Origin of the sequence: Pseudomonas sp. EYE_354 (assembly GCF_023148575.1) — a bacterium.
Taxonomy (GTDB): Bacteria; Pseudomonadota; Gammaproteobacteria; order Pseudomonadales; family Pseudomonadaceae; genus Aquipseudomonas.
The window spans coordinates 54,874-73,554 of record NZ_JAHXNQ010000013.1; the positions used below are offsets into that span (position 1 = coordinate 54,874).

At 60.7% G+C, this 18,681-nt stretch carries 17 protein-coding genes; 10 read left to right on the plus strand and 7 right to left on the minus strand.

Features of this window, described 5'->3' with window-relative positions; all coding sequences use genetic code 11:
- Nucleotides 1-138: 138 nt before the first annotated feature.
- Both KZX66_RS18385 and KZX66_RS18390 read right to left on the minus strand, forming a co-directional pair.
- Nucleotides 139-1,128 (minus strand): phosphate ABC transporter substrate-binding protein PstS, encoded by a 990-nt coding sequence (locus KZX66_RS18385; protein ID WP_248081917.1) that lies wholly within the window; start codon nucleotides 1,126-1,128, stop codon nucleotides 139-141.
- Nucleotides 1,129-1,384: 256 nt separating this feature from the next.
- Nucleotides 1,385-2,674, minus strand: coding sequence for an MFS transporter (locus KZX66_RS18390; RefSeq protein ID WP_248081918.1), 1,290 nt, complete (start codon nucleotides 2,672-2,674; stop codon nucleotides 1,385-1,387).
- Nucleotides 2,675-3,083: 409 nt separating this feature from the next.
- Between KZX66_RS18390 and KZX66_RS18395 the strand changes: the two genes are divergently transcribed.
- Together KZX66_RS18395 and KZX66_RS18400 are read left to right on the plus strand one after the other, a co-directional pair.
- The gene (locus KZX66_RS18395) at nucleotides 3,084-3,488 is read left to right on the plus strand and encodes an acyl-CoA thioesterase (protein ID WP_003176975.1); all 405 of its coding nucleotides are present in this window, start codon (nucleotides 3,084-3,086) and stop codon (nucleotides 3,486-3,488) included.
- A gap of 57 nt (nucleotides 3,489-3,545) precedes the next feature.
- A complete protein-coding gene (locus KZX66_RS18400; RefSeq protein ID WP_248081919.1) occupies nucleotides 3,546-4,445 on the plus strand; it encodes a D-hexose-6-phosphate mutarotase in 900 nt (299 codons plus the stop codon).
- 24 nt (nucleotides 4,446-4,469) lie between these two features.
- On the opposite strand, the gene KZX66_RS18405 is transcribed toward KZX66_RS18400, so the two are convergent.
- The 5 genes from KZX66_RS18405 to KZX66_RS18425 all read right to left on the minus strand — a co-directional run bounded on the left by KZX66_RS18405 (nucleotide 4,470) and on the right by KZX66_RS18425 (nucleotide 8,147).
- On the minus strand, nucleotides 4,470-5,006 hold the full coding sequence (locus KZX66_RS18405; protein WP_041161056.1) for a DUF3299 domain-containing protein: 537 nt from the start codon (nucleotides 5,004-5,006) through the stop codon (nucleotides 4,470-4,472).
- 77 nt (nucleotides 5,007-5,083) lie between these two features.
- Complete coding sequence (locus KZX66_RS18410) at nucleotides 5,084-5,329, minus strand: GlsB/YeaQ/YmgE family stress response membrane protein (protein WP_005792540.1); 246 nt, start codon at nucleotides 5,327-5,329, stop codon at nucleotides 5,084-5,086.
- 105 nt (nucleotides 5,330-5,434) lie between these two features.
- Nucleotides 5,435-6,520 carry a 5-(carboxyamino)imidazole ribonucleotide synthase gene (locus tag KZX66_RS18415; RefSeq protein WP_248081920.1) on the minus strand — a complete coding sequence of 362 codons (1,086 nt, stop codon included), beginning with the start codon at nucleotides 6,518-6,520 and terminating at the stop codon, nucleotides 5,435-5,437.
- 11 nt (nucleotides 6,521-6,531) lie between these two features.
- Nucleotides 6,532-7,023, minus strand: coding sequence for a 5-(carboxyamino)imidazole ribonucleotide mutase (purE, locus tag KZX66_RS18420; RefSeq protein ID WP_003176980.1), 492 nt, complete (start codon nucleotides 7,021-7,023; stop codon nucleotides 6,532-6,534).
- A 203-nt stretch (nucleotides 7,024-7,226) separates the two neighbouring features.
- The gene (locus KZX66_RS18425; RefSeq protein WP_248081921.1) at nucleotides 7,227-8,147 is read right to left on the minus strand and encodes a LysR substrate-binding domain-containing protein; all 921 of its coding nucleotides are present in this window, start codon (nucleotides 8,145-8,147) and stop codon (nucleotides 7,227-7,229) included.
- Nucleotides 8,148-8,329: 182 nt separating this feature from the next.
- Here KZX66_RS18425 and aspA point away from each other — a divergent pair, with 182 nt between their 5' ends.
- The 8 genes from aspA (at nucleotide 8,330) to KZX66_RS18465 (ending at nucleotide 18,575) form a co-directional block, all read left to right on the plus strand.
- Nucleotides 8,330-9,754 carry an aspartate ammonia-lyase gene (gene aspA, locus KZX66_RS18430; RefSeq protein WP_017528608.1) on the plus strand — a complete coding sequence of 475 codons (1,425 nt, stop codon included), beginning with the start codon at nucleotides 8,330-8,332 and terminating at the stop codon, nucleotides 9,752-9,754.
- A 392-nt stretch (nucleotides 9,755-10,146) separates the two neighbouring features.
- Nucleotides 10,147-11,592, plus strand: a complete 1,446-nt coding sequence (locus KZX66_RS18435) for an alanine/glycine:cation symporter family protein (protein ID WP_248081922.1) — start codon at nucleotides 10,147-10,149, stop codon at nucleotides 11,590-11,592.
- Between the two features lie 85 nt (nucleotides 11,593-11,677).
- Nucleotides 11,678-12,655, plus strand: a complete 978-nt coding sequence (locus KZX66_RS18440; RefSeq protein WP_248081923.1) for an asparaginase — start codon at nucleotides 11,678-11,680, stop codon at nucleotides 12,653-12,655.
- Nucleotides 12,656-12,812: 157 nt separating this feature from the next.
- Complete coding sequence (locus KZX66_RS18445) at nucleotides 12,813-14,240, plus strand: hypothetical protein (RefSeq protein WP_248081924.1); 1,428 nt, start codon at nucleotides 12,813-12,815, stop codon at nucleotides 14,238-14,240.
- Nucleotides 14,241-14,326: 86 nt separating this feature from the next.
- Nucleotides 14,327-15,292 (plus strand): DUF6396 domain-containing protein, encoded by a 966-nt coding sequence (locus tag KZX66_RS18450; RefSeq protein WP_248081925.1) that lies wholly within the window; start codon nucleotides 14,327-14,329, stop codon nucleotides 15,290-15,292.
- 39 nt (nucleotides 15,293-15,331) lie between these two features.
- On the plus strand, nucleotides 15,332-16,324 hold the full coding sequence (locus KZX66_RS18455; protein WP_248081926.1) for an AraC family transcriptional regulator: 993 nt from the start codon (nucleotides 15,332-15,334) through the stop codon (nucleotides 16,322-16,324).
- A gap of 128 nt (nucleotides 16,325-16,452) precedes the next feature.
- Nucleotides 16,453-17,487, plus strand: coding sequence for a histone deacetylase family protein (locus KZX66_RS18460; RefSeq protein ID WP_248081927.1), 1,035 nt, complete (start codon nucleotides 16,453-16,455; stop codon nucleotides 17,485-17,487).
- Nucleotides 17,484-18,575 carry a polyamine ABC transporter substrate-binding protein gene (locus KZX66_RS18465; protein WP_248081928.1) on the plus strand — a complete coding sequence of 364 codons (1,092 nt, stop codon included), beginning with the start codon at nucleotides 17,484-17,486 and terminating at the stop codon, nucleotides 18,573-18,575. The genes KZX66_RS18460 and KZX66_RS18465 overlap by 4 nt, the downstream gene beginning before the upstream one ends.
- The last annotated feature ends 106 nt before the right edge of the window (nucleotides 18,576-18,681 follow it).

Here is an 18,681-nt window from a genome sequence, read left to right on the forward strand (position 1 = left end):
TGCAGTGACGCAAGAAATCCGCCGCGTAGCAGAGCTGGCAGCGGACTGAAAATTAGGAGGCGGGGTCCAGGTCCTGCAGACCCCGCCCGGGCCTTGAGCTCACGCAGATAGCGGGCTCAAGGCGTTTTTACAGGTGGCTTACTTGCCGCCTTCTTTCAAACCCAGGTCAGCCAGGGCCTTGGCGGCCACTTTGGCTGGCAGTGGGATGTAGCCGTCTTTCACTACAACTTCCTGGCCCTGTTTGGACAGCACCAGTTTCACGAACTCAGCTTCCAGCGGAGCCAGAGGCTTGTTCGGAGCTTTGTTGACATAAACGTAGAGGAAACGCGACAGCGGGTATTTGCCGTTCAGGGCGTTTTCTTCGCTGTCTTCGATGAAGTCAGTGCTGCCTTTTTTGGCCAGGGCCACGGTCTTCACGCTTGCAGTCTTGTAGCCGATGCCCGAGTAACCGATGCCGTTCAGCGAGGAGCTGATCGACTGCACGACCGAAGCCGAGCCTGGTTGTTCGTTGACGTTAGGCTTGTAGTCGCCTTTGCACAGGGCCTCTTCCTTGAAGTAGCCGTAAGTGCCGGATACCGAGTTACGACCGAACAGTTGCACCGGCTTGTTGGCCAGGTCACCGGTCACGCCCAGATCACCCCAGGTTTTCACGTCAGCTTTGCCACCGCACAGACGAGTCGAGGAGAAGATCGCGTCGACTTGTTCCATGGTCAGGTGCTGGATCGGGTTGTCTTTGTGCACGAATACGGCCAGGGCATCCACGGCAACCGGGATAGCGGTTGGCTTGTAGCCGTACTTCTGCTCGAAGGCAGCCAGTTCGGTGTCCTTCATCTTGCGGCTCATCGGGCCCAGGTTAGAGGTGCCTTCAGTCAGCGCAGGAGGCGCAGTGGCGGAGCCGGCAGCTTGAATCTGGATGTTGACGTTCGGGTATTCCTTTTTGTAACCCTCAGCCCACAGGGTCATCAGGTTCGCCAGGGTATCGGAACCGACGCTGGACAGGTTGCCCGACACACCAGTGGTCTTAACGTAAGCCGGGATTGCCGGGTCAACACCAGCGGCCACCGCGTTGGCAGTCGCAACGCCAGCAGCGACAAAAGTCATTGCCGCCATCAAACGCTTCAGTTTCATGCCTTACTCCTAGCAGATAGGGATAGTTGGATCGGGGCCAAGTATCAGTAGGCCGTGTGAACACTCTATGTCTGGAATATGACAATTAGATGAAAGGCCAGCATTGAGAGAGAACGCAGGCGGAGGGGAAAGAGGGTAGGAATACGGGGGTAATACGCAGGTAGCGCGGTAATTCAGAAACACACGGTAATCATTGAATCAGCAACATGTTTGTGGCGAAGGCGCATGGCCCTCGCCACAACGGATCAGGCGGTTTCTAGCGCCCGCGCTTCCACAGGTACCCGCCCACTACCATCCCCATCACACACAGGGCAGCCACGTAGTAAGCCGGGCCCATCGCGCTTTCCTTCATCAGCAGCGACACCGCCAGCGGCGTCAGCCCGCCGAACACGGCGTAGGCCACGTTGTAGGAGAACGACAAGCCGCTGAAACGCACCACCGGCGGGAAGGCCTTGACCATCACGTATGGGACCACGCCGATGGTGCCGACAAACAGGCCGGTCAACGCGTACAGCGGGAACAACCAGTCCGGGTGCGCCAGCAGGCTGTGATAGAGCGTCCAGGAGGTGGCCAGCAACAGGGCGCAACCGGCCATGAGCACGCGACCGGCACCGAAGCGGTCGGCCAGGGCACCGGAGGCGATGCAGCCCAGACTCAGGGTGACGATGGCCAGGCTGTTGGCTTGCAGCGCAATGGTGGGGCTGAAGTGGTAGACGGTTTGCAGCACGGTTGGGGTCATCAGGATGACCACCACCACGCCGGCCGACAGCAGCCAGGTCAGCAGCATCGACAGCACGATGGCGCCACGGTGGTCACGCAATACCGCGCGCAGGGGCAGCTCGGCGGCCAGGGTCTTGCGTTGCTGCATTTCGGCGAAGATCGGCGTTTCATGCAGCCAGCGACGCAGGTACACCGACAACAGGCCAAACACACCGCCGAGCAGGAACGGGATCCGCCAGGCGTAATCCGAGACCTGCTCCGGGCTATAAAGTGTATTGATCGCGGTGGCCACCAACGAACCCAGCAGGATACCGGCGGTGAGGCCACTGGTCAGGGTGCCGCAGGCATAGCCGATATGGCGCGGTGGTACGTGCTCGGAGACAAACACCCAGGCGCCGGGTACTTCGCCGCCAATCGCCGCGCCCTGGATGACGCGCATCAACAGCAGCAGGATCGGCGCCCACAGGCCGATCTGCGCATAAGTTGGCAGCAGGCCCATGATCAGGGTCGGCACGGCCATCATGAAGATGCTCAGGGTGAACATCTTCTTGCGACCCAGCAGGTCACCGAAGTGCGCCATGATGATCCCGCCCAGGGGCCGCGCCAGGTAGCCCGCGGCGAAGATGCCGAAGGTCTGCATCATGCGCAGCCATTCGGGCATGTCGGCAGGGAAGAACAGTTTTCCGACCACGGTGGCGAAAAACACGAAAATGATGAAATCATAAAATTCCAGCGCCCCGCCCAAGGCAGACAGCGACAGGGTTTTGTAGTCGTTGCGGGTCAGCGGGCGCGAAGATTGCGCGCTGCTTGCGGGCACGGAGGACATGGCAAGGCTTCTCTTATAGTAATCATGTAATAAGGACGGCACGCCCGTGACTGGCGGCGGGCTTGGCAAGATAGCAAATCGCTTGTAAAAGCACAGCGCCAGGCGAACAGTTGCTTGCAAAAGCCCCGATACAGCGTCTATTTACCGACCAAATGAACCTTGGAAGGTCGTCGTGACGCCAGGGTCCCGATATACTCGGCCCTTGCACGCGCAAGACCCGCAGTCTTGAGGGGCTGCTGTGCCAAACCGTCGTTGGGTGGCCATCCAGCCGATTTGGCAGAGTTTCCCTTTTAGCACGCCTTAAGAGAAACGCATCGAGCGGTGTACGTTGGTGCTGAAACGTTTTTCCCTGAGACGGCTATCCACTTGAAATACCCATGAAGCGTTACGGGTCAGAGGCACCCCCGGCATGATCGAACTCGAACAAGAAGATCCTATCCCGCAAGGCGATCTCGCCCTGCAAATCACCGCGCTCCCGCGTGAAACCAACGGTTTTGGCGATATCTTCGGCGGCTGGCTGGTAGCGCAGATGGACCTGGCCGGTACCGCGATGGCCAGCAAAGTCGCTGGCGGCCGTGTCGCCACCGTGGCTATTGATCGCATGGCGTTCCTGGTGCCGGTTGCGGTGGGGGCGCAGTTGTCCTTTTATACCCAGGCCCTGGAAATCGGCCGCAGCTCGATCCAGATGATGGTCGAGGTGTGGAGTGACGACCCGCTGTCCAGCGAATGGCGCAAGGTGACCGAGGCGGTCTTTGTCTTCGTCGCCATCGATGGCAGCGGCCGCACGCGTTCGGTACCGTCGCGCGCGCGTTAAACCTCGCGGGGTTTTGACGGTCAATTGCCCCATTGCCTGCCATCAAGAGTGCTGTGTATGCCTACGCCCCACGTGGAAACCGTGAAAATCGACGAGCTGGACTGCTGGCGCTTCCGCCACAACGGCGCCGAACTGATGGTCGCCAGACAAGGCGCGCATATCTTCAGTTACCAGCGCGAGGGCGAACAGCCGCTGATCTGGCCGAACCCTGAGGCGGTCTTCAAGCGCGGCAAGGGCATCCGCACCGGCGTACCCGTATGCTGGCCGTGGTTTGGCGTGTTCGACCGCAACCCGCAGAGCGTCAAGGCAATGCGCCAGAGCGATCAGCCAGCCGGCGCCCACGGTTTTGCGCGCACCGCGCTGTGGGAATTGGCCGGGACCGCGCTTGAAGGCCAAACGCTGCGTGTCGACCTGACGCTGCCGATGCCCGCAGACGGCTTTCCCGGCTGGCCCCATCAGGTCGACCTGACCCTCAGCCTGCTACTGGACGAGCACCTGCATATCCGCCTGACCAGCCACAACCGCGATACCCATGCCGTCACCCTCAGCCAGGCGCTGCATACCTATTTTGCCGTGAGCGATGTACGCAACGTGCAGGTCGAAGGCCTGGACGGCGCGGCGTATGTCGATACCGCCGATGGCTGGAGCGAAAAGACGCAAGCGGGCCTGCTGCACTTCACGGCCGAGACCGACCGTATCTACCTCGATACGCCCGCTCAGTTGAACATCGTCGATAACGACTGGCAGCGCGGCATCCGGCTCATCAGCCAAGGCTCCAAATCGACCGTGATCTGGAACCCTTGGACCGAACGCGCCAAGGCCTTCGATGACATGGCCGACGATGGTTGGCAGGGCATGTTGTGTATCGAAACGGCGAATGTACTGGATGATGTAGTGACATTGGTGCCCGGTGAAAGCCACACCCTGGGTGTGACCATTACCAGTACGACTGTGTAAACCCAAGCGAAAGGTGGAGGAGGCTTAGAGATCCGACTCCTTCACTACCCGCACCTTCCCTGCATCGAGCGCATACGCCGCATCCGCCAGATCGTTGTTCACCTTTTCCACCTTCAAGGTGCCGGTGACCCATAGCGGCGTATAGATATCATCGAGCTTCAAACCCTTGGGATAACGCACCAGCACCAACTGGTTAGGCGGCGGTGGTGGCACGTGGATGCATGCGCCGGGGTACGGCACCAGGAAGAACAAGGTGCTGCGGCCCTTGGCGTCGGTTTCCAGCGGTACGGGGTAACCACCGATGCGGATGTTTTTGCCGTTCATCGCGGCAACGGTCTTGGTCGAATACATCACCGCCGGCAAGCCTTTGCTCTGCTTCAAACCACCCTTGTCGGTAAAGGTGCCTTGGGCTTCCGGGGAGTTGTGGTCGATCTCGGGCATGGCCTCGAGGGCTTTTTGGTCCGACAGCGGCATCAGGTCGAGCCAGTCGGTTTCCGGCAATTCACCGGCGTGCGCCAGGCCAGAGCCCAGCAGGAGGAGAGTCAACAGAAAACGGCGCATGGAGAGGCTCGGCAAGTACAAGTGCCGAGCATTCTAGCCCTCTGCGCCTGCGCAGCGCAGAGGACTTCGTCGGCTGATTACTTCTTTTTGATCAGGCCGTAGATCACCAGCAACACAATGGCACCCACCAGCGCGCCGATGAAACCCGCACCTTGGCCGGCCTGGTAGATACCCAGCGCCTGACCACCGTAGGTCGCCGCCAGCGAACCGGCGATACCCAGCAGGATGGTCATGATCCAGCCCATGCTGTCGTCGCCAGGCTTGAGGAAACGCGCGAGCAGACCGACGATCAGGCCGATAAAGATGGTTCCGATGATACCCATGGCATTTACCTCTGAATGAATGTGAGCCATGCCAAAGCCTAGACAGGCTTTGGCATCCTGCAATCAGAGGGACGACGGCCACCAATGGTTCCCGTCGGACTTGCCTTATTGCTCGGCGATCAGCGCTTCGACCTTGAGAATCTGCGCTTGCAGCGTCGCGCGGTCTTTGCAGCGCAGGTTGGCGTGGCCGACCTTGCGCCCGGCCTTGAAAGCCTTGCCGTAGTGATGCAGGTGGCAGTCATCGATCGCCATCACGCGCTCCACCGGCGGTACCACGCCGATGAAGTTGAGCATGGCGCTCTCGCCGACCTTGGCCGTGGAGCCCAGTGGCAAACCCGCGATAGCACGCAGGTGGTTTTCGAACTGGCTGCACTCGGCGCCTTCGGCGGTCCAGTGCCCGGAGTTGTGCACACGCGGGGCGATTTCGTTGGCCTTGAGGCCACCGTCGACTTCAAAGAACTCGAACGCCATCACGCCGACATAATCCAGTTGCTTGAGCACACGGCTGGAATAATCTTCGGCCAGGGCCTGCAGCGGATGGTCGGTGCTGGCCACGGACAGCTTGAGGATGCCGTTCACATGCGTGTTGTGCACCAACGGGTAGAAGCGGATCTCGCCATCCCGTGCACGCACGGCGATCAGCGAGACTTCACCGGTGAACGGCACGAAGCCTTCCAGCAAGCAGGCAACACTGCCCAGCTCGGCGAAAGTGCCGACTACATCGGCGGCGGTGCGCAGCACTTTCTGGCCCTTGCCGTCGTAACCCAGGGTGCGGGTTTTGAGCACGGCCGGCAGGCCAATGCTGGCTACCGCAGCGTCCAGGTCCGCCTGGGACTGGATATCGGCGAACGCCGGAGTCGGGATGCCCAGGTCCTGGAACATGCTCTTCTCGAACCAGCGATCACGGGCGATGCGCAGGGCCTCGGCGCTCGGGTACACCGGCACGAACTGCGACAGGAACGCCACGGTTTCAGCCGGGACACTTTCGAACTCGAAGGTCACCAGGTCGACTTCGTCGGCCAATTGGCGCAGGTGGTCCGGGTCGCTGTAGTCAGCCCGCAGGTGTTCACCCAGGGCAGCCGCACACGCGTCCGGCGCCGGGTCCAGGAAAGCGAAGTTCATTCCCAGCGGGGTTCCCGCCAGCGCCAGCATGCGGCCCAGTTGGCCGCCACCGATTACACCGATTTTCATCGTCAACAACCTCAGGCGATACGTGGGTCTGGATTGTCCAGCACGCTGTCTGTCTGTTCAGCACGGAATTTTTTCAGCACCGCATGGAACTGCGGGTGCTTGGCGCCCAGGATGCTGGCGGACAGCAGCGCTGCGTTAATCGCGCCGGCCTTGCCGATCGCCAGGGTGGCCACCGGAATACCGGCCGGCATCTGCACGATGGACAACAGCGAATCCACGCCCGAGAGCATCGCCGACTGCACCGGTACGCCCAGCACGGGCAGGTGGGTCTTGGCCGCACACATGCCTGGCAGGTGCGCTGCACCGCCGGCACCGGCGATGATCACCTCGATGCCACGGGATTCTGCTTCATCGGCATACTGGAACAGCAAGTCCGGGGTGCGGTGGGCAGAGACCACTTTCACTTCATACGGAATGCCGAGTTTTTCCAGCATATCGGCGGTGTGGCTAAGGGTGGACCAATCGGACTTGGAGCCCATGATCACGCCAACCAATGCACTCATCGTCGTGCCTCTTCTCTCTGGGCGCCCGCAGGCGCGTCAAAAAACAACAAGCCACGCAGGAAGTCCGGCGTGGCTTGTTGTACGAAATTTGGCCGGTTGGACCGGCCGAAGGCCGCGCAGTATACCGTAATAATCCAGATAAACAGCCCCTGGAATGACCATCTGTCCAGCGGTGCAAAGTGGCGGTTTTATTGACTCTGAGGTCAGCGTTCGGCGGCAGGATTCTGCACCGCCCCACCTTCGAGTTTTCGCCATAACAACCGCACATTCGCCTTGCGCACCAACGCACAGCGATACAGGCGAATCTCCAGCGGCACATGCCATTGCGGACCGCCGCACACCACCAACTCCCCCCGGGCCAATTCCGCGCGCACGCTCAGTTGCGGCACCCAGGCAATGCCCAGGCCTTCCAGGGCCATGCTCTTGAGGCTGTCGGCCATGGCAGTTTCGTACACGGTGGTAAAGCGTAGCGCGCGCTGGCGCAGCAGCAGGTGCACCGAACGCCCAAGAAACGCGCCGGCGCTGTAGGCCAGCAACGGCACGCTGCCCTCGCCTTCGAGGTCGAACAGCGGCTTGCCGTCCGCATCGGCGGCGCACACCGGGAGCATTTCGGTGTTGCCCAGGTGCAGCGAGGGGAAAATTTCGGCGTCCATTTGCATCGCGGCGTCCGGGTCGTAGAAGGCCAGCATCAGGTCGCAACCGCCTTCGCGCAGGGCGTGCACCGCGTCGCCCACGTTGGTAGCGACCAGACGCGTCGCAATGTTCAAGCCTTCGTTACGCAATTGCGCGATCCAGCGCGGGAAGAAGCCCAACGCCAGGGAGTGAGCGGCCGCCACTTGCATGACTTCGCCCTGACCGCCTTCCAGATGATGCAAATGGCGCAGCACTTCGCCGAGTTGCTCGACCACGGTGCGCGCGGTCACCAGGAACAACTGCCCCGCCGCCGTCAGCTCGACCGGCGTGCGCGAGCGGTTGACCAGGGTCAGGCCCAGTGCGGCCTCAAGACTGCGGATACGTCGACTGAACGCCGGCTGGGTCACGAAACGCCGCTCCGCCGCCTGGGAAAAGCTGCGCGTGGCTGCCAGGGCGCTGAAGTCTTCCAGCCATTTGCTCTCAAGGTTCATCACTTCCTCCCAGGGGTACGCACCATTTTGGCACACACGCCCGCCATGATAGCCGGGTCACACCTGCATTATGCCGTTTATGCATAGGCCAGTGTTTAACAGCATTGGCCCAAAAATTCGTAGACGCCTAGCATTCACAGCGTTCCGGCCAGTTCCGGGTCCCTATCGAGATGATTTCCGTCATGTCCTCTGCTGCATCTTTCCGTACCGAAAAAGACCTGCTTGGCGTACTCGAAGTACCTGCTCAAGCGTATTACGGCATCCAGACCCTGCGAGCGGTGAACAACTTCCGCCTCTCGGGCGTTCCGATTTCGCATTACCCGAAATTGGTGGTCGGTCTGGCAATGGTCAAGCAAGCAGCCGCCGATGCCAACCGCGAGTTGGGCCAGCTCAGCGAAGCCAAGCACGCTGCCATCAGCGAAGCCTGTGCCCGCCTGATCCGCGGCGATTTCCACGAAGAGTTCGTGGTGGACATGATTCAGGGCGGCGCCGGCACTTCAACCAACATGAATGCCAACGAAGTCATCGCCAACATCGCGCTGGAGGCCATGGGTCACCAGAAGGGCGAATACCAATACCTGCACCCCAACAACGACGTGAACATGGCGCAGTCGACCAACGACGCCTACCCCACCGCGATCCGCCTGGGTCTGCTGCTGGGCCACGACGCGCTGCTGGCCAGCCTCGACAGCCTGATCCAAGCCTTCGCCGCCAAAGGTGTCGAGTTCGGTCATGTGTTGAAAATGGGCCGTACCCAACTGCAAGACGCCGTGCCGATGACCCTCGGCCAGGAATTCCGCGCGTTCGCCACCACCCTGGGTGAAGACCTGGCGCGCCTGAAAACCCTGGCCCCGGAGCTGCTGACCGAAGTCAACCTGGGCGGCACCGCCATCGGCACCGGCATCAACGCCGACCCGCGTTACCAGGCCCTGGCCGTACAACGCTTGGCAGTCATCAGCGGCCAGCCGGTGGTCCCGGCAGCCGACCTGATCGAAGCCACCTCCGACATGGGCGCCTTCGTGCTGTTCTCCGGCATGCTCAAGCGTACCGCGGTGAAACTGTCGAAGATCTGCAACGACCTGCGCTTGCTGTCCAGCGGCCCGCGCACCGGCATCAACGAGATCAACCTGCCGGCGCGTCAGCCGGGCAGCTCGATCATGCCCGGCAAGGTCAACCCGGTAATCCCCGAGGCCGTGAATCAGGTCGCGTTCCAAGTCATCGGCAACGACCTGGCCCTGACCATGGCGGCCGAAGGCGGCCAACTGCAGTTGAACGTGATGGAGCCGCTGATCGCGTTCAAGATCTTCGACTCGATCCGTTTGCTGCAGCGCGCCATGGACATGCTGCGCGAACACTGCATCGTCGGCATCACCGCCAACGAAGCACGCTGCCGCGAGCTGGTGGAGCACTCCATCGGCCTGGTCACCGCACTGAACCCTTACATCGGCTATGAAAACGCCACCCGTATCGCGCGTATCGCCCTCGAAAGCGGCCGCGGCGTACTGGAACTGGTGCGCGAAGAAGGCTTGCTCGACGACGCCATGCTCGACGACATCCTGCGCCCCGAAAACATGATCGCTCCACGCTTGGTCCCGTTGAAGGCCTAAGTGTTTGTTGCACCGCTCACCAGGTTGAGGGACTAGACACCTCTCACCTTTTGAGGGCCTGAAGGCTCGTTCTTCAGGCCCTTTTTTTTGCCTCAAGGTTGTGAAATGACGCCCATAAAAAATCCAATATCGCCCTGCAAACCCACCTTGCCCTCCAGCGCCCGGCTGAAACCTTTAATCAGGCCGTGCAGACGGATCATGCTCGCCTAGGTATAGTGCCGCCCCTCTTCGCGTCTGCGGCCGTCGGTAACGAGGCCCGGGTACAACGCGAAACCGCATGAATAACAACCCGCAAAAGGATTGGGGTCTGACTGTCGCGCACTGCCTGGTGCTATGCGACGGCTTTGAACCGTCCTGCGTTTGCCATTAGAAAAATCAGCGAGGAACACTCCATGCTCGAAGTCATCAACGACTTCCTCTCAGGGAAAGTACTGATCGTGCTCATTGTCGGGCTCGGCGGTTATTTCACGATCCGCTCGCGTTTCGTTCAATTGCGTCACTTTTTCCACATGTTTTCGGTGTTTCGCGACAGCCTCAAAAGCAGCGCCGGTCAACTCAGCTCGTTCCAGGCGCTGATGCTCAGCCTGGCCGGGCGCGTCGGTGCCGGTAACATCGCCGGTGTCGGCATTGCCGTGACTCTGGGTGGCCCTGGCGCCGTGTTCTGGATGTGGGTCACCGCACTGGTGGGCATGTCGTCGAGCTTTATCGAGTGCTCCCTCGGTCAGTTGTACAAGCGCACTGACGCCGAAGGCACCTACCGTGGCGGCCCGGCCTATTACATCCAGCACGGTTTGCACAAACGCTGGCTGGGTATGGTCATGGCGTTCCTGCTGCTGGTGACCTTTGGCTTCGCCTTCAACGGCCTGCAAGCCCACGCCGTGACCCACTCGCTGAACAACGCCTTCGGCCTCGACACCACCTACACCGGCCTGGCCCTGGCGGCCTTGCTGGGCCTGGTGTTCATCGGTGGGATCAAGCGCATCGCCTCCATCGCCGACTTGCTGGTACCGGTCAAGACCCTGGTGTACATCGCCGTGACCCTGTACGTGATCGTGCTGCAATTCGACCACGTACCGGCCATGCTCGCGACCATCGTCAAGAGTGCGTTCGGTCTCGACCAAGCCTTCGGTGGCCTGGTCGGCAGCGCGATCATCATGGGCGTCAAGCGCGGCGTGTTCGCCAACGAAGCCGGTCTGGGCAGTGCGCCTAACGTGGCAGCGGTGGCTTCCGTTGAACACCCGATCGCCCAGGGCGTCGTCCAGGCGTTCAGCGTGTTCCTCGACACCTTCGTGATCTGCACCTGCACGGCCCTGCTGATCCTGCTCTCGGGTTTCTACACCCCAGGTTTTGAAGGCGATGGCATTGCCCTGACCCAAAACTCCCTGGCGGCCGTGGTGGGTGACTGGGGCCGCATGTTCATCTCGGTGGCCCTGGCGTTGTTCGTGTTCACTTCGATCATGTACAACTACTACCTCGGCGAGAGCAACCTGCGCTTCCTGGTGGGCAACAACCGCAAAGTGCTGATGGGCTACCGTGCACTGGTACTGGCGCTGATTTTCTGGGGTTCCATCGAGAACCTGAGCACCGTGTTCGCCTTTGCCGACATCACCATGACCCTGCTGGCCTTCGTTAACCTGTTCGCCCTGGCGTTCCTGTTCAAGATCGCCATGCGCATCCTCAACGACTACGACAACCAGCGCGCAGCGGGCATCAAGACCCCCGTGTTCGATTCCAGCCAGTTCCCTGACCTGGACCTGGACCGCAAGGCCTGGCCGGCCAACCCGGTAAAACCGGACGCGGTGCCTTCGGCGCAACTTAACGCTCAAGTGCAACGCTGAGCGCAGCTACATAGATAGATGACACGCCGCCCGGCCTTGGGCATGCTCTGGGCCCGGCGGCGTTTTTCGTTCAGGAGATTCTTCGATGCAACCAGCTGACAACGTGATGGTGCTCTACACCGGCGGCACCATCGGCATGCAGGCCAGCGCCAACGGCCTGGCCCCCGCATCCGGTTTCGAAGCGCGCATGCGCGAACAGCTTGCCAACCTGCCGGTACCCGCCTGGCGCTTCCGGGAAATGGCACCGCTGATCGACAGCGCCAACATGACCCCCGCGTACTGGCAGCGTCTGCGCACCGCGGTGGTTGAAGCGGTGGACGAGGGCTGCGACGCCGTGCTGATCCTGCACGGCACCGACACCCTGGCCTACAGCGCGGCGGCCATGAGCTTCCAATTGCTGGGGCTGCCGGCACCGGTGTTGTTCACCGGTTCCATGTTGCCGGCCGGCGTACCCGACAGCGATGCCTGGGAAAACGTCAGCGGCGCGCTGGTCACCCTCGGCAAAGGCCTGGAAGCCGGCGTGCAGTTGTATTTCCACGGCGAGCTGATGGCGCCGACCCGCTGCGCGAAAATCCGCAGTTTCGGTCGCCATCCGTTTGCCGCGCTGCGTCGCAATGGCGGCGCGGCACAGGCCGATTCGATCCCCCACGCGCTGGGCTATCGCCAGGACAAAGGCCTGGCCAATGTCGGCGTACTGCCGTTAGTGCCGGGCATCGGCGCTGCGCAGTTGGACGGCCTGATAGACAGCGGCATTCAGGCTCTGGTGCTCGAGTGCTTCGGCAGCGGCACCGGGCCGAGCGACAACCCCGCGTTCCTGGCCAGCCTCAAGCGCGCGCAGGATCACGGTGTGGTGGTGGTTGCCATCACGCAATGCCATGAAGGCGGCGTGGAGCTGGATGTCTATGAGGCCGGCAGTCGCCTGCGCGGCGTCGGCGTGCTGTCGGGTGGCGGCATGACCCGTGAAGCGGCGTTCGGCAAGCTCAATGCCCTGATCGGTGCCGGGCTCGACACGGCTGAGGTGCGCCGCCTCGTAGAACTGGACCTGTGCGGGGAGCTGCGCTGACCTGCATACCCCTTGCCTCACTTCCAGCCATGCGCTGGCTGGAAGCTCTCTTTGTTTTTTAGGGAAGTGCCCGTCGTTAAATGACGAACCTTCCGACATTCAATACGGATAGCCACTCTTTACGCTCTGAGCCTTTGCATAGCTCAGGGGTAAACCGATGCAACATCCCGACATCGTTGTACCAATCTGTCTCAAGCACACCCAGACGGCGACCTGCACACCGCCTTGGTACGTACAGCACACTGAATACCCTCCTGCAATCGCCACTTATGAACCGTTGATCAACGGCGAGGAAGCCTTTCGTGCGGTCCATGAAGCCATCGCGCAGGCAACAAAAAGCATCGACCCCGGAATCAGTAAACGCACCCTGATGACGCTGACAGGTACGGCAACCCATCACCAGAAAAGCGTGTTGGTTGACTATGAAATGCCTGACAAGGCCGTAGGTTTTGTCATGGGTCATAACATGCTTGACGAGTACTGGGATACCGACGCGCATTCGGCACAAAACCGTACTGAAGACACTAAACCTGCGCCCAACCTGGGTGCGCGTGGCCGGGAACCGCGCCAGGACGTTTCCTGCCGCATCAGCGGGCCGATTCTGGAACACCTTCATCACAACTTCGCACAGGGCTGGCGCAAGGAGACCGGTGAAGACTTGCTCGTCTCGCGCAAGGCAATGGAAGTCGGGCCACGATTGCTATGTGCCCCCGGCGTCACCCGGCAGATGGCGCAAGTGCTACGTACCCAGCCGCAAGAGGGCAAGCGCGATATTGAGCAGGTGTATTTAAATGCCGTGAACAACGCGACCCAGTTTATCTACATCGAAAACCAATATTTCCGCTGGCCGCCCCTGGCCGAGGCCATCAAGAAGGCGGCGGCTGACCAGACCCGCGGCGGGCGCAAACCCGGCGAGCACGACAGCTTGCACCTGTTCGTGATTACCAACGCTACCGACGGCGGCATCGGCGCGGGCACGCTGAACACCCAGCGCATGCTTGAGTGCCTGGGGCGCAGGGAGATCATTCCCGAGGTAACAAAGTTGCGACTGATCGCCGATGCCAATCGGGACTACCCACCCAGGCCAACGTCCGAGCCACGGGACCATGTTGGACAGAAAGAACTGAGCGAATGGCAAGCGGACTTGGATCGCAAGATTAAACACATCAAGGAAACCGTACTTCGTCCGGACGAACTACCGGGGCTTAAAGTTCACGTGTGTTCGCTGGTAGCACCCGACTCGCCAGGCCACGATTGGGTGCCCGTGTATATCCACTCCAAGTTGATGATCGTCAATGACGTGTTCACCACCCATGGCTCGGCGAATATCAATACACGAAGCATGCAGGTGGATAGCGAGCTGAATATTGCGCATGAGTGGATGAGTGTGACGCAGGCGTTAAGACGCAGGCTTTGGGGGCTGCATACGGCGGGGATGGGTGTGCAGGATGAGGCAAACAGTGCGTTCGAAAGCTGGCAAGAAATCACCCGCAGGAACAAAGAGTTACGCCAAAAAAAACTGAGGCCTTATGCTCCACTCGTCGAATTTTTTTACGGTGAAGCCAAACTATCGGACCTCGACTAATGCGCAGATTTTTATTACTGCCCTGCCTGTTGATGGCTGCTTGCAGCACTGGAAGCGCTCTTTCAACTTCAAAAAAGGATAGGCACTTGAACCCGCTGACCGAGATCAAAGCAGACCTGGCTTTTACTTGCGTACATGAAAAGATTCCGACGGCGGCTGCCGACGTCGACGTACTGTTCCAGTACGCACGGTGGTTGCAAAAGAACAACCTGCTCAAACAGGACAAGACTGTCGATGCGCAGATAGAACGCCTGTATCGCATCGCCAGCGAAAACGGCCATTACAAAGCCAATATCAATCTGCAGAACGGTTCAATGCGTGGCCGCTTCAAGCTCCGCGGTGCTGAATATTTGCGGATGAGCCAACAGTTAATCGAGGCAGAAGTCGCGACAGGATACTACTTCATCGCCATTTTTCTTCAGCAAGGCGGAGCTGGATTGAAGCAGGATGAGCAAATGTCGCTGCGTTACTTTCGCAAAGCCGCAGACTATGGGAGCGCCCAGTCACAGCGCTATGTAAGTGAAAGGCTCGCCCCTATCGATATTGCTCCGCATGTCGCTCGACAGATGCGACAGTGTGCGGCAGAACAAGGCAATGGTGATGCGGCGGGAGCGTTAGGTGTTGATTTTTCTATAGATCGCGATTTTCAAGCTGCACTCGAAGCACTCCAATTGGGCGTAGCTGCTGGTGACAGCACTTCGGCTTCTTTTTTGAGTAAAGGTTTTCGCAACCCGCCTCCCTCCAATGAACTCCATTACCTCGGCCAGCAAGAAGACCTCGAACGCGCTGACCGTTATAAAAAAATCGGCGCCATACTCTCCGGCTACTCCTATGCCAAACCCACCGTTCCCGAGATCAATGAAATCGTCCCACTGCCCCCCGCCAACCTCCCGGCGTGGGACGGCAAACTCCAATGGCTGGAGGCCCATCGAGCCAATATCGCTCCCGAACAGCCCAGCGAAGCACTGATCAGCCAACTGGCCAAGGCCAAACTTCTCGACCCGGCCACCGGGCGCCCGATGCAAGGCTCAACTGCACCACTGGGCATATAACTTGCTCCACTTCCAGCCATTGCCTGGCTGGAATCTCCCATGCTGCACTCACATCTGACCACCCTGAATGCCGTATCCCTGTTGCTGGCGACCTTTGAGGCCCAGGGTCTTGCATCCGACGCATTGCTGGCCGGCAGCGGCATAGATGCACGGGATCTGCACCACGCCGACACGTGTATCACCACTCACCAGGAGATGCAGGTCTGTGCCAATGCCGTGGCCCTGCGCCGGGACATCGGCCTGGACGTGGGCCAGCGCATGCATGTGTCGTCCTACGGGTTGCTCGGCTATGCGCTGCTCACCAGTGCCACTTTCGGTGACGCTCTGCGTTTGGCCCTGCGCTACCCGGCGCTGTTGGGAACACTGTTCGAGCTGAGCCTTGAAGAGGACGGGCCATGCATCTGGTTCACCGCCGGCGACTATCGAGAGGCGCCGGCGCTGGCGCAGTTCAACGTCGAGTTTTGCCTGGTATCGCTGAAGGTCATCTGCGAAGACTTGCTGGGCCACCCTCTGCCGCTGTCGGGAGCACAATTTGCCTACCCCGCTCCGGACTACCAGAGGCGCTATGCCGAGCAGTTCGACTGCCCGTTGCAGTTCGACGCGCCATCCAACGCCTTTGCCTTCGACGCACACTGGCTGCAACAACCGCTACCCTTGGCCGACGCCATTACCCACCGCGCCATGGCCGAGCGTTGTCGCAAGCTGAACACCGAATTCACCGGGCGCCAGGCCTGGCTCAATCGCGTGCGCCAGTTGCTCGTCGCGCAATTGCATGCGGCGCCGGGGCTCGATGGCCTGGCCGGGCAGATGAACTGCTCGCCGCGTACCCTGCGCCGCCACCTGCAGAGCCTGGGTTGCAGCTATCAGGAATTGCTCGATGAGTTGCGCTTCGAACAGGCCAAACAGTGGCTGGCACAGGATCGACTGCCCATCCACCGCATCGCCGAGCAATTGGGTTTCAGCGAAACCGCGAGTTTCCGCCACGCCTTTGTGCGCTGGAGCGGGGTGGCGCCCAGCCAGTTCCGGCCCTGACGCTCTATAAAGGGGCGAATAGCGGTCACATTCTTTGGCCCTATTTATCCCCTTTTGGCCGCTCCTGCCGTTCTCTTGCCGCGCCCGTACCGCAACACTGGGGGACGACTAGCCTTGAGAACAACAAAATGCTGACGATCTATTCCGATGATCATCATCTGCACCACGGCCGATGCGAGTTGATGGACGGGCAACTGATGCCGTGCTTTGAAATGCCGTCGCGTGCCGACCACGTTCTGCAGCGCGTAAAGGACCGCCAACTGGGCGTGGTGCAGGCTCCGGAGGACTTCGGCATGGCGCCGTTGCAACGCGTTCACGACAAAGACTACCTGGCGTTCTTCCAAGGCGCCTGGGAACGCTGGACCACCTTCGGACAGGACGGTGACCTGCTGCCCTACACCTGGCCCGCCCGCACCTTGCGCCAAGTGATACCCCGCAGCCTGCACGGACAATTGGGCTATTACAGCTTCGACGGCGGCGCCCCGATCACCGCCGGCACCTGGCAAGCGGCGTACAGCGCGGCCCAGGTTGCGCTGACCGCGCAACAGGCAATCACGCAAGGCGAGCGCGCGGCCTTCGCCTTGTGTCGTCCACCGGGACATCACGCAGCCAGCGATTTGATGGGGGGTTATTGCTACCTCAACAATGCCGCCATCGCTGCGCAGGCGTTTCTCGATCAGGGCCATAAACGGGTGGCGATCCTGGACGTGGATTACCACCACGGTAATGGCACCCAGTCGATCTTCTATCAGCGCAGCGACGTGCTCTTTGCCTCGATCCACGGCGATCCCGCAGCGGAGTTTCCGTTTTTCCTGGGCTACGCCGATGAGCTGGGCGAAGGCGCCGGGGAGGGGTTCAACTTCAACTATCCATTGCCCGCAGGCTCAGGCTGGGAAAGCTGGAGCGCGGCGCTGGAGCAGGCCTGCGGGCAAATCGAGGGTTATGACGCCGACGTCATCGTCGTCTCTCTGGGTGTGGACACGTTCAAGGACGACCCCATTTCGCAGTTCAAACTCGACAGCCCGGACTATCTGGCGATGGGTGCCCGCATCGCGCGCCTGGGTAAGCCGACGCTGTTTGTGATGGAAGGCGGCTACGCCGTGGCAGAAATCGGCATCAATGCCGTCAACGTGCTCGAAGGTTTTGAGGGAGACGCCCCATGAACATGCTCAAGTCGCTCGTCCTGTGTGCAGCCGTTCTCGGCGGCGCGGCCCATGCCGAAGAAAAAACCCTGCGGGTCTACAACTGGTTCGACTACATCACGCCCAAGGCCCTGGAGGACTTCAAGGCCCAGAACCCGCAGACCAAACTGGTCTACGACATCTTCGATACCAACGAGGCCCTCGAAGCCAAGCTGTTGACCGGTAACTCGGGCTACGACGTGGTGGTGCCCTCCAACGTGTTTCTGGCCAAGCAGATCGAGGCCGGCGTGTTCCAACCCCTGGACCGCAGCCAGTTGCCGAACTGGAACCACCTGGACCCTAAGCTGATGAAGCTGATCGAGGCCAATGACCCCGGTAACCGGTTCGCCGTGCCCTACATGTACGGCACCATCCTGATCGGGTTCAACCCGGACAAGGTCAAGGCCGCACTCGGCGACAATGCGCCAGTGGACAGCTGGGACCTGATCTTCAAGCCGGAAAACCTCAGCAAGCTCAAGCAATGCGGGGTGGCCTTGCTCGACTCACCCTCGGAAATCCTGCCGCTGGCCCTGCAGTACCTGGGCCTGGACCCCAACAGCAACAACCCCAAGGACTATGAAAAAGCTGAAGCGTTGCTGCTCAAGATCCGGCCCTACATCACGTACTTCCACTCCTCCAAATACATGGCCGACATCGCCAACGGCGACATTTGCGTGGCGGTGGGTTACTCCGGCAGCTTCTCCCAGGCCGCCAACCGCGCCAGGGACGCCAAGAACGGCGTGACCGTGGACATGCGCCTGCCAAAAGAAGGCGCGCCGATCTGGTTCGACATGCTCGCCATTCCCAAGGGCGCGAAAAACCCGCAGGACGCCTACGCCTTTATCAATTACCTGCTGCAACCCCAGGTGATTGCGCCGATCAGCGATTTCGTCGGTTACCCCAACCCGAACAAAGACGCCACCGCGCAGGTTGATCCGGCCATTCGCAACAACCCCAACCTGTACCCGACCGAAGCGGCCATGGCCACGCTGTATACCTTGAAGCCACTGGACGCCAAGGCCGAACGCGCTCGAACCCGGGCCTGGACCAAGATCAAGTCCGGAACCTGAACCCCGGCGCCGTGCGGGCCTATACCCTGCCAACCCCTGCACGGCGCTATCTAATCACCACCCGATGTATCCACCGCCTGGTTAGTTTCCCTCGCAAAGGTGCCGC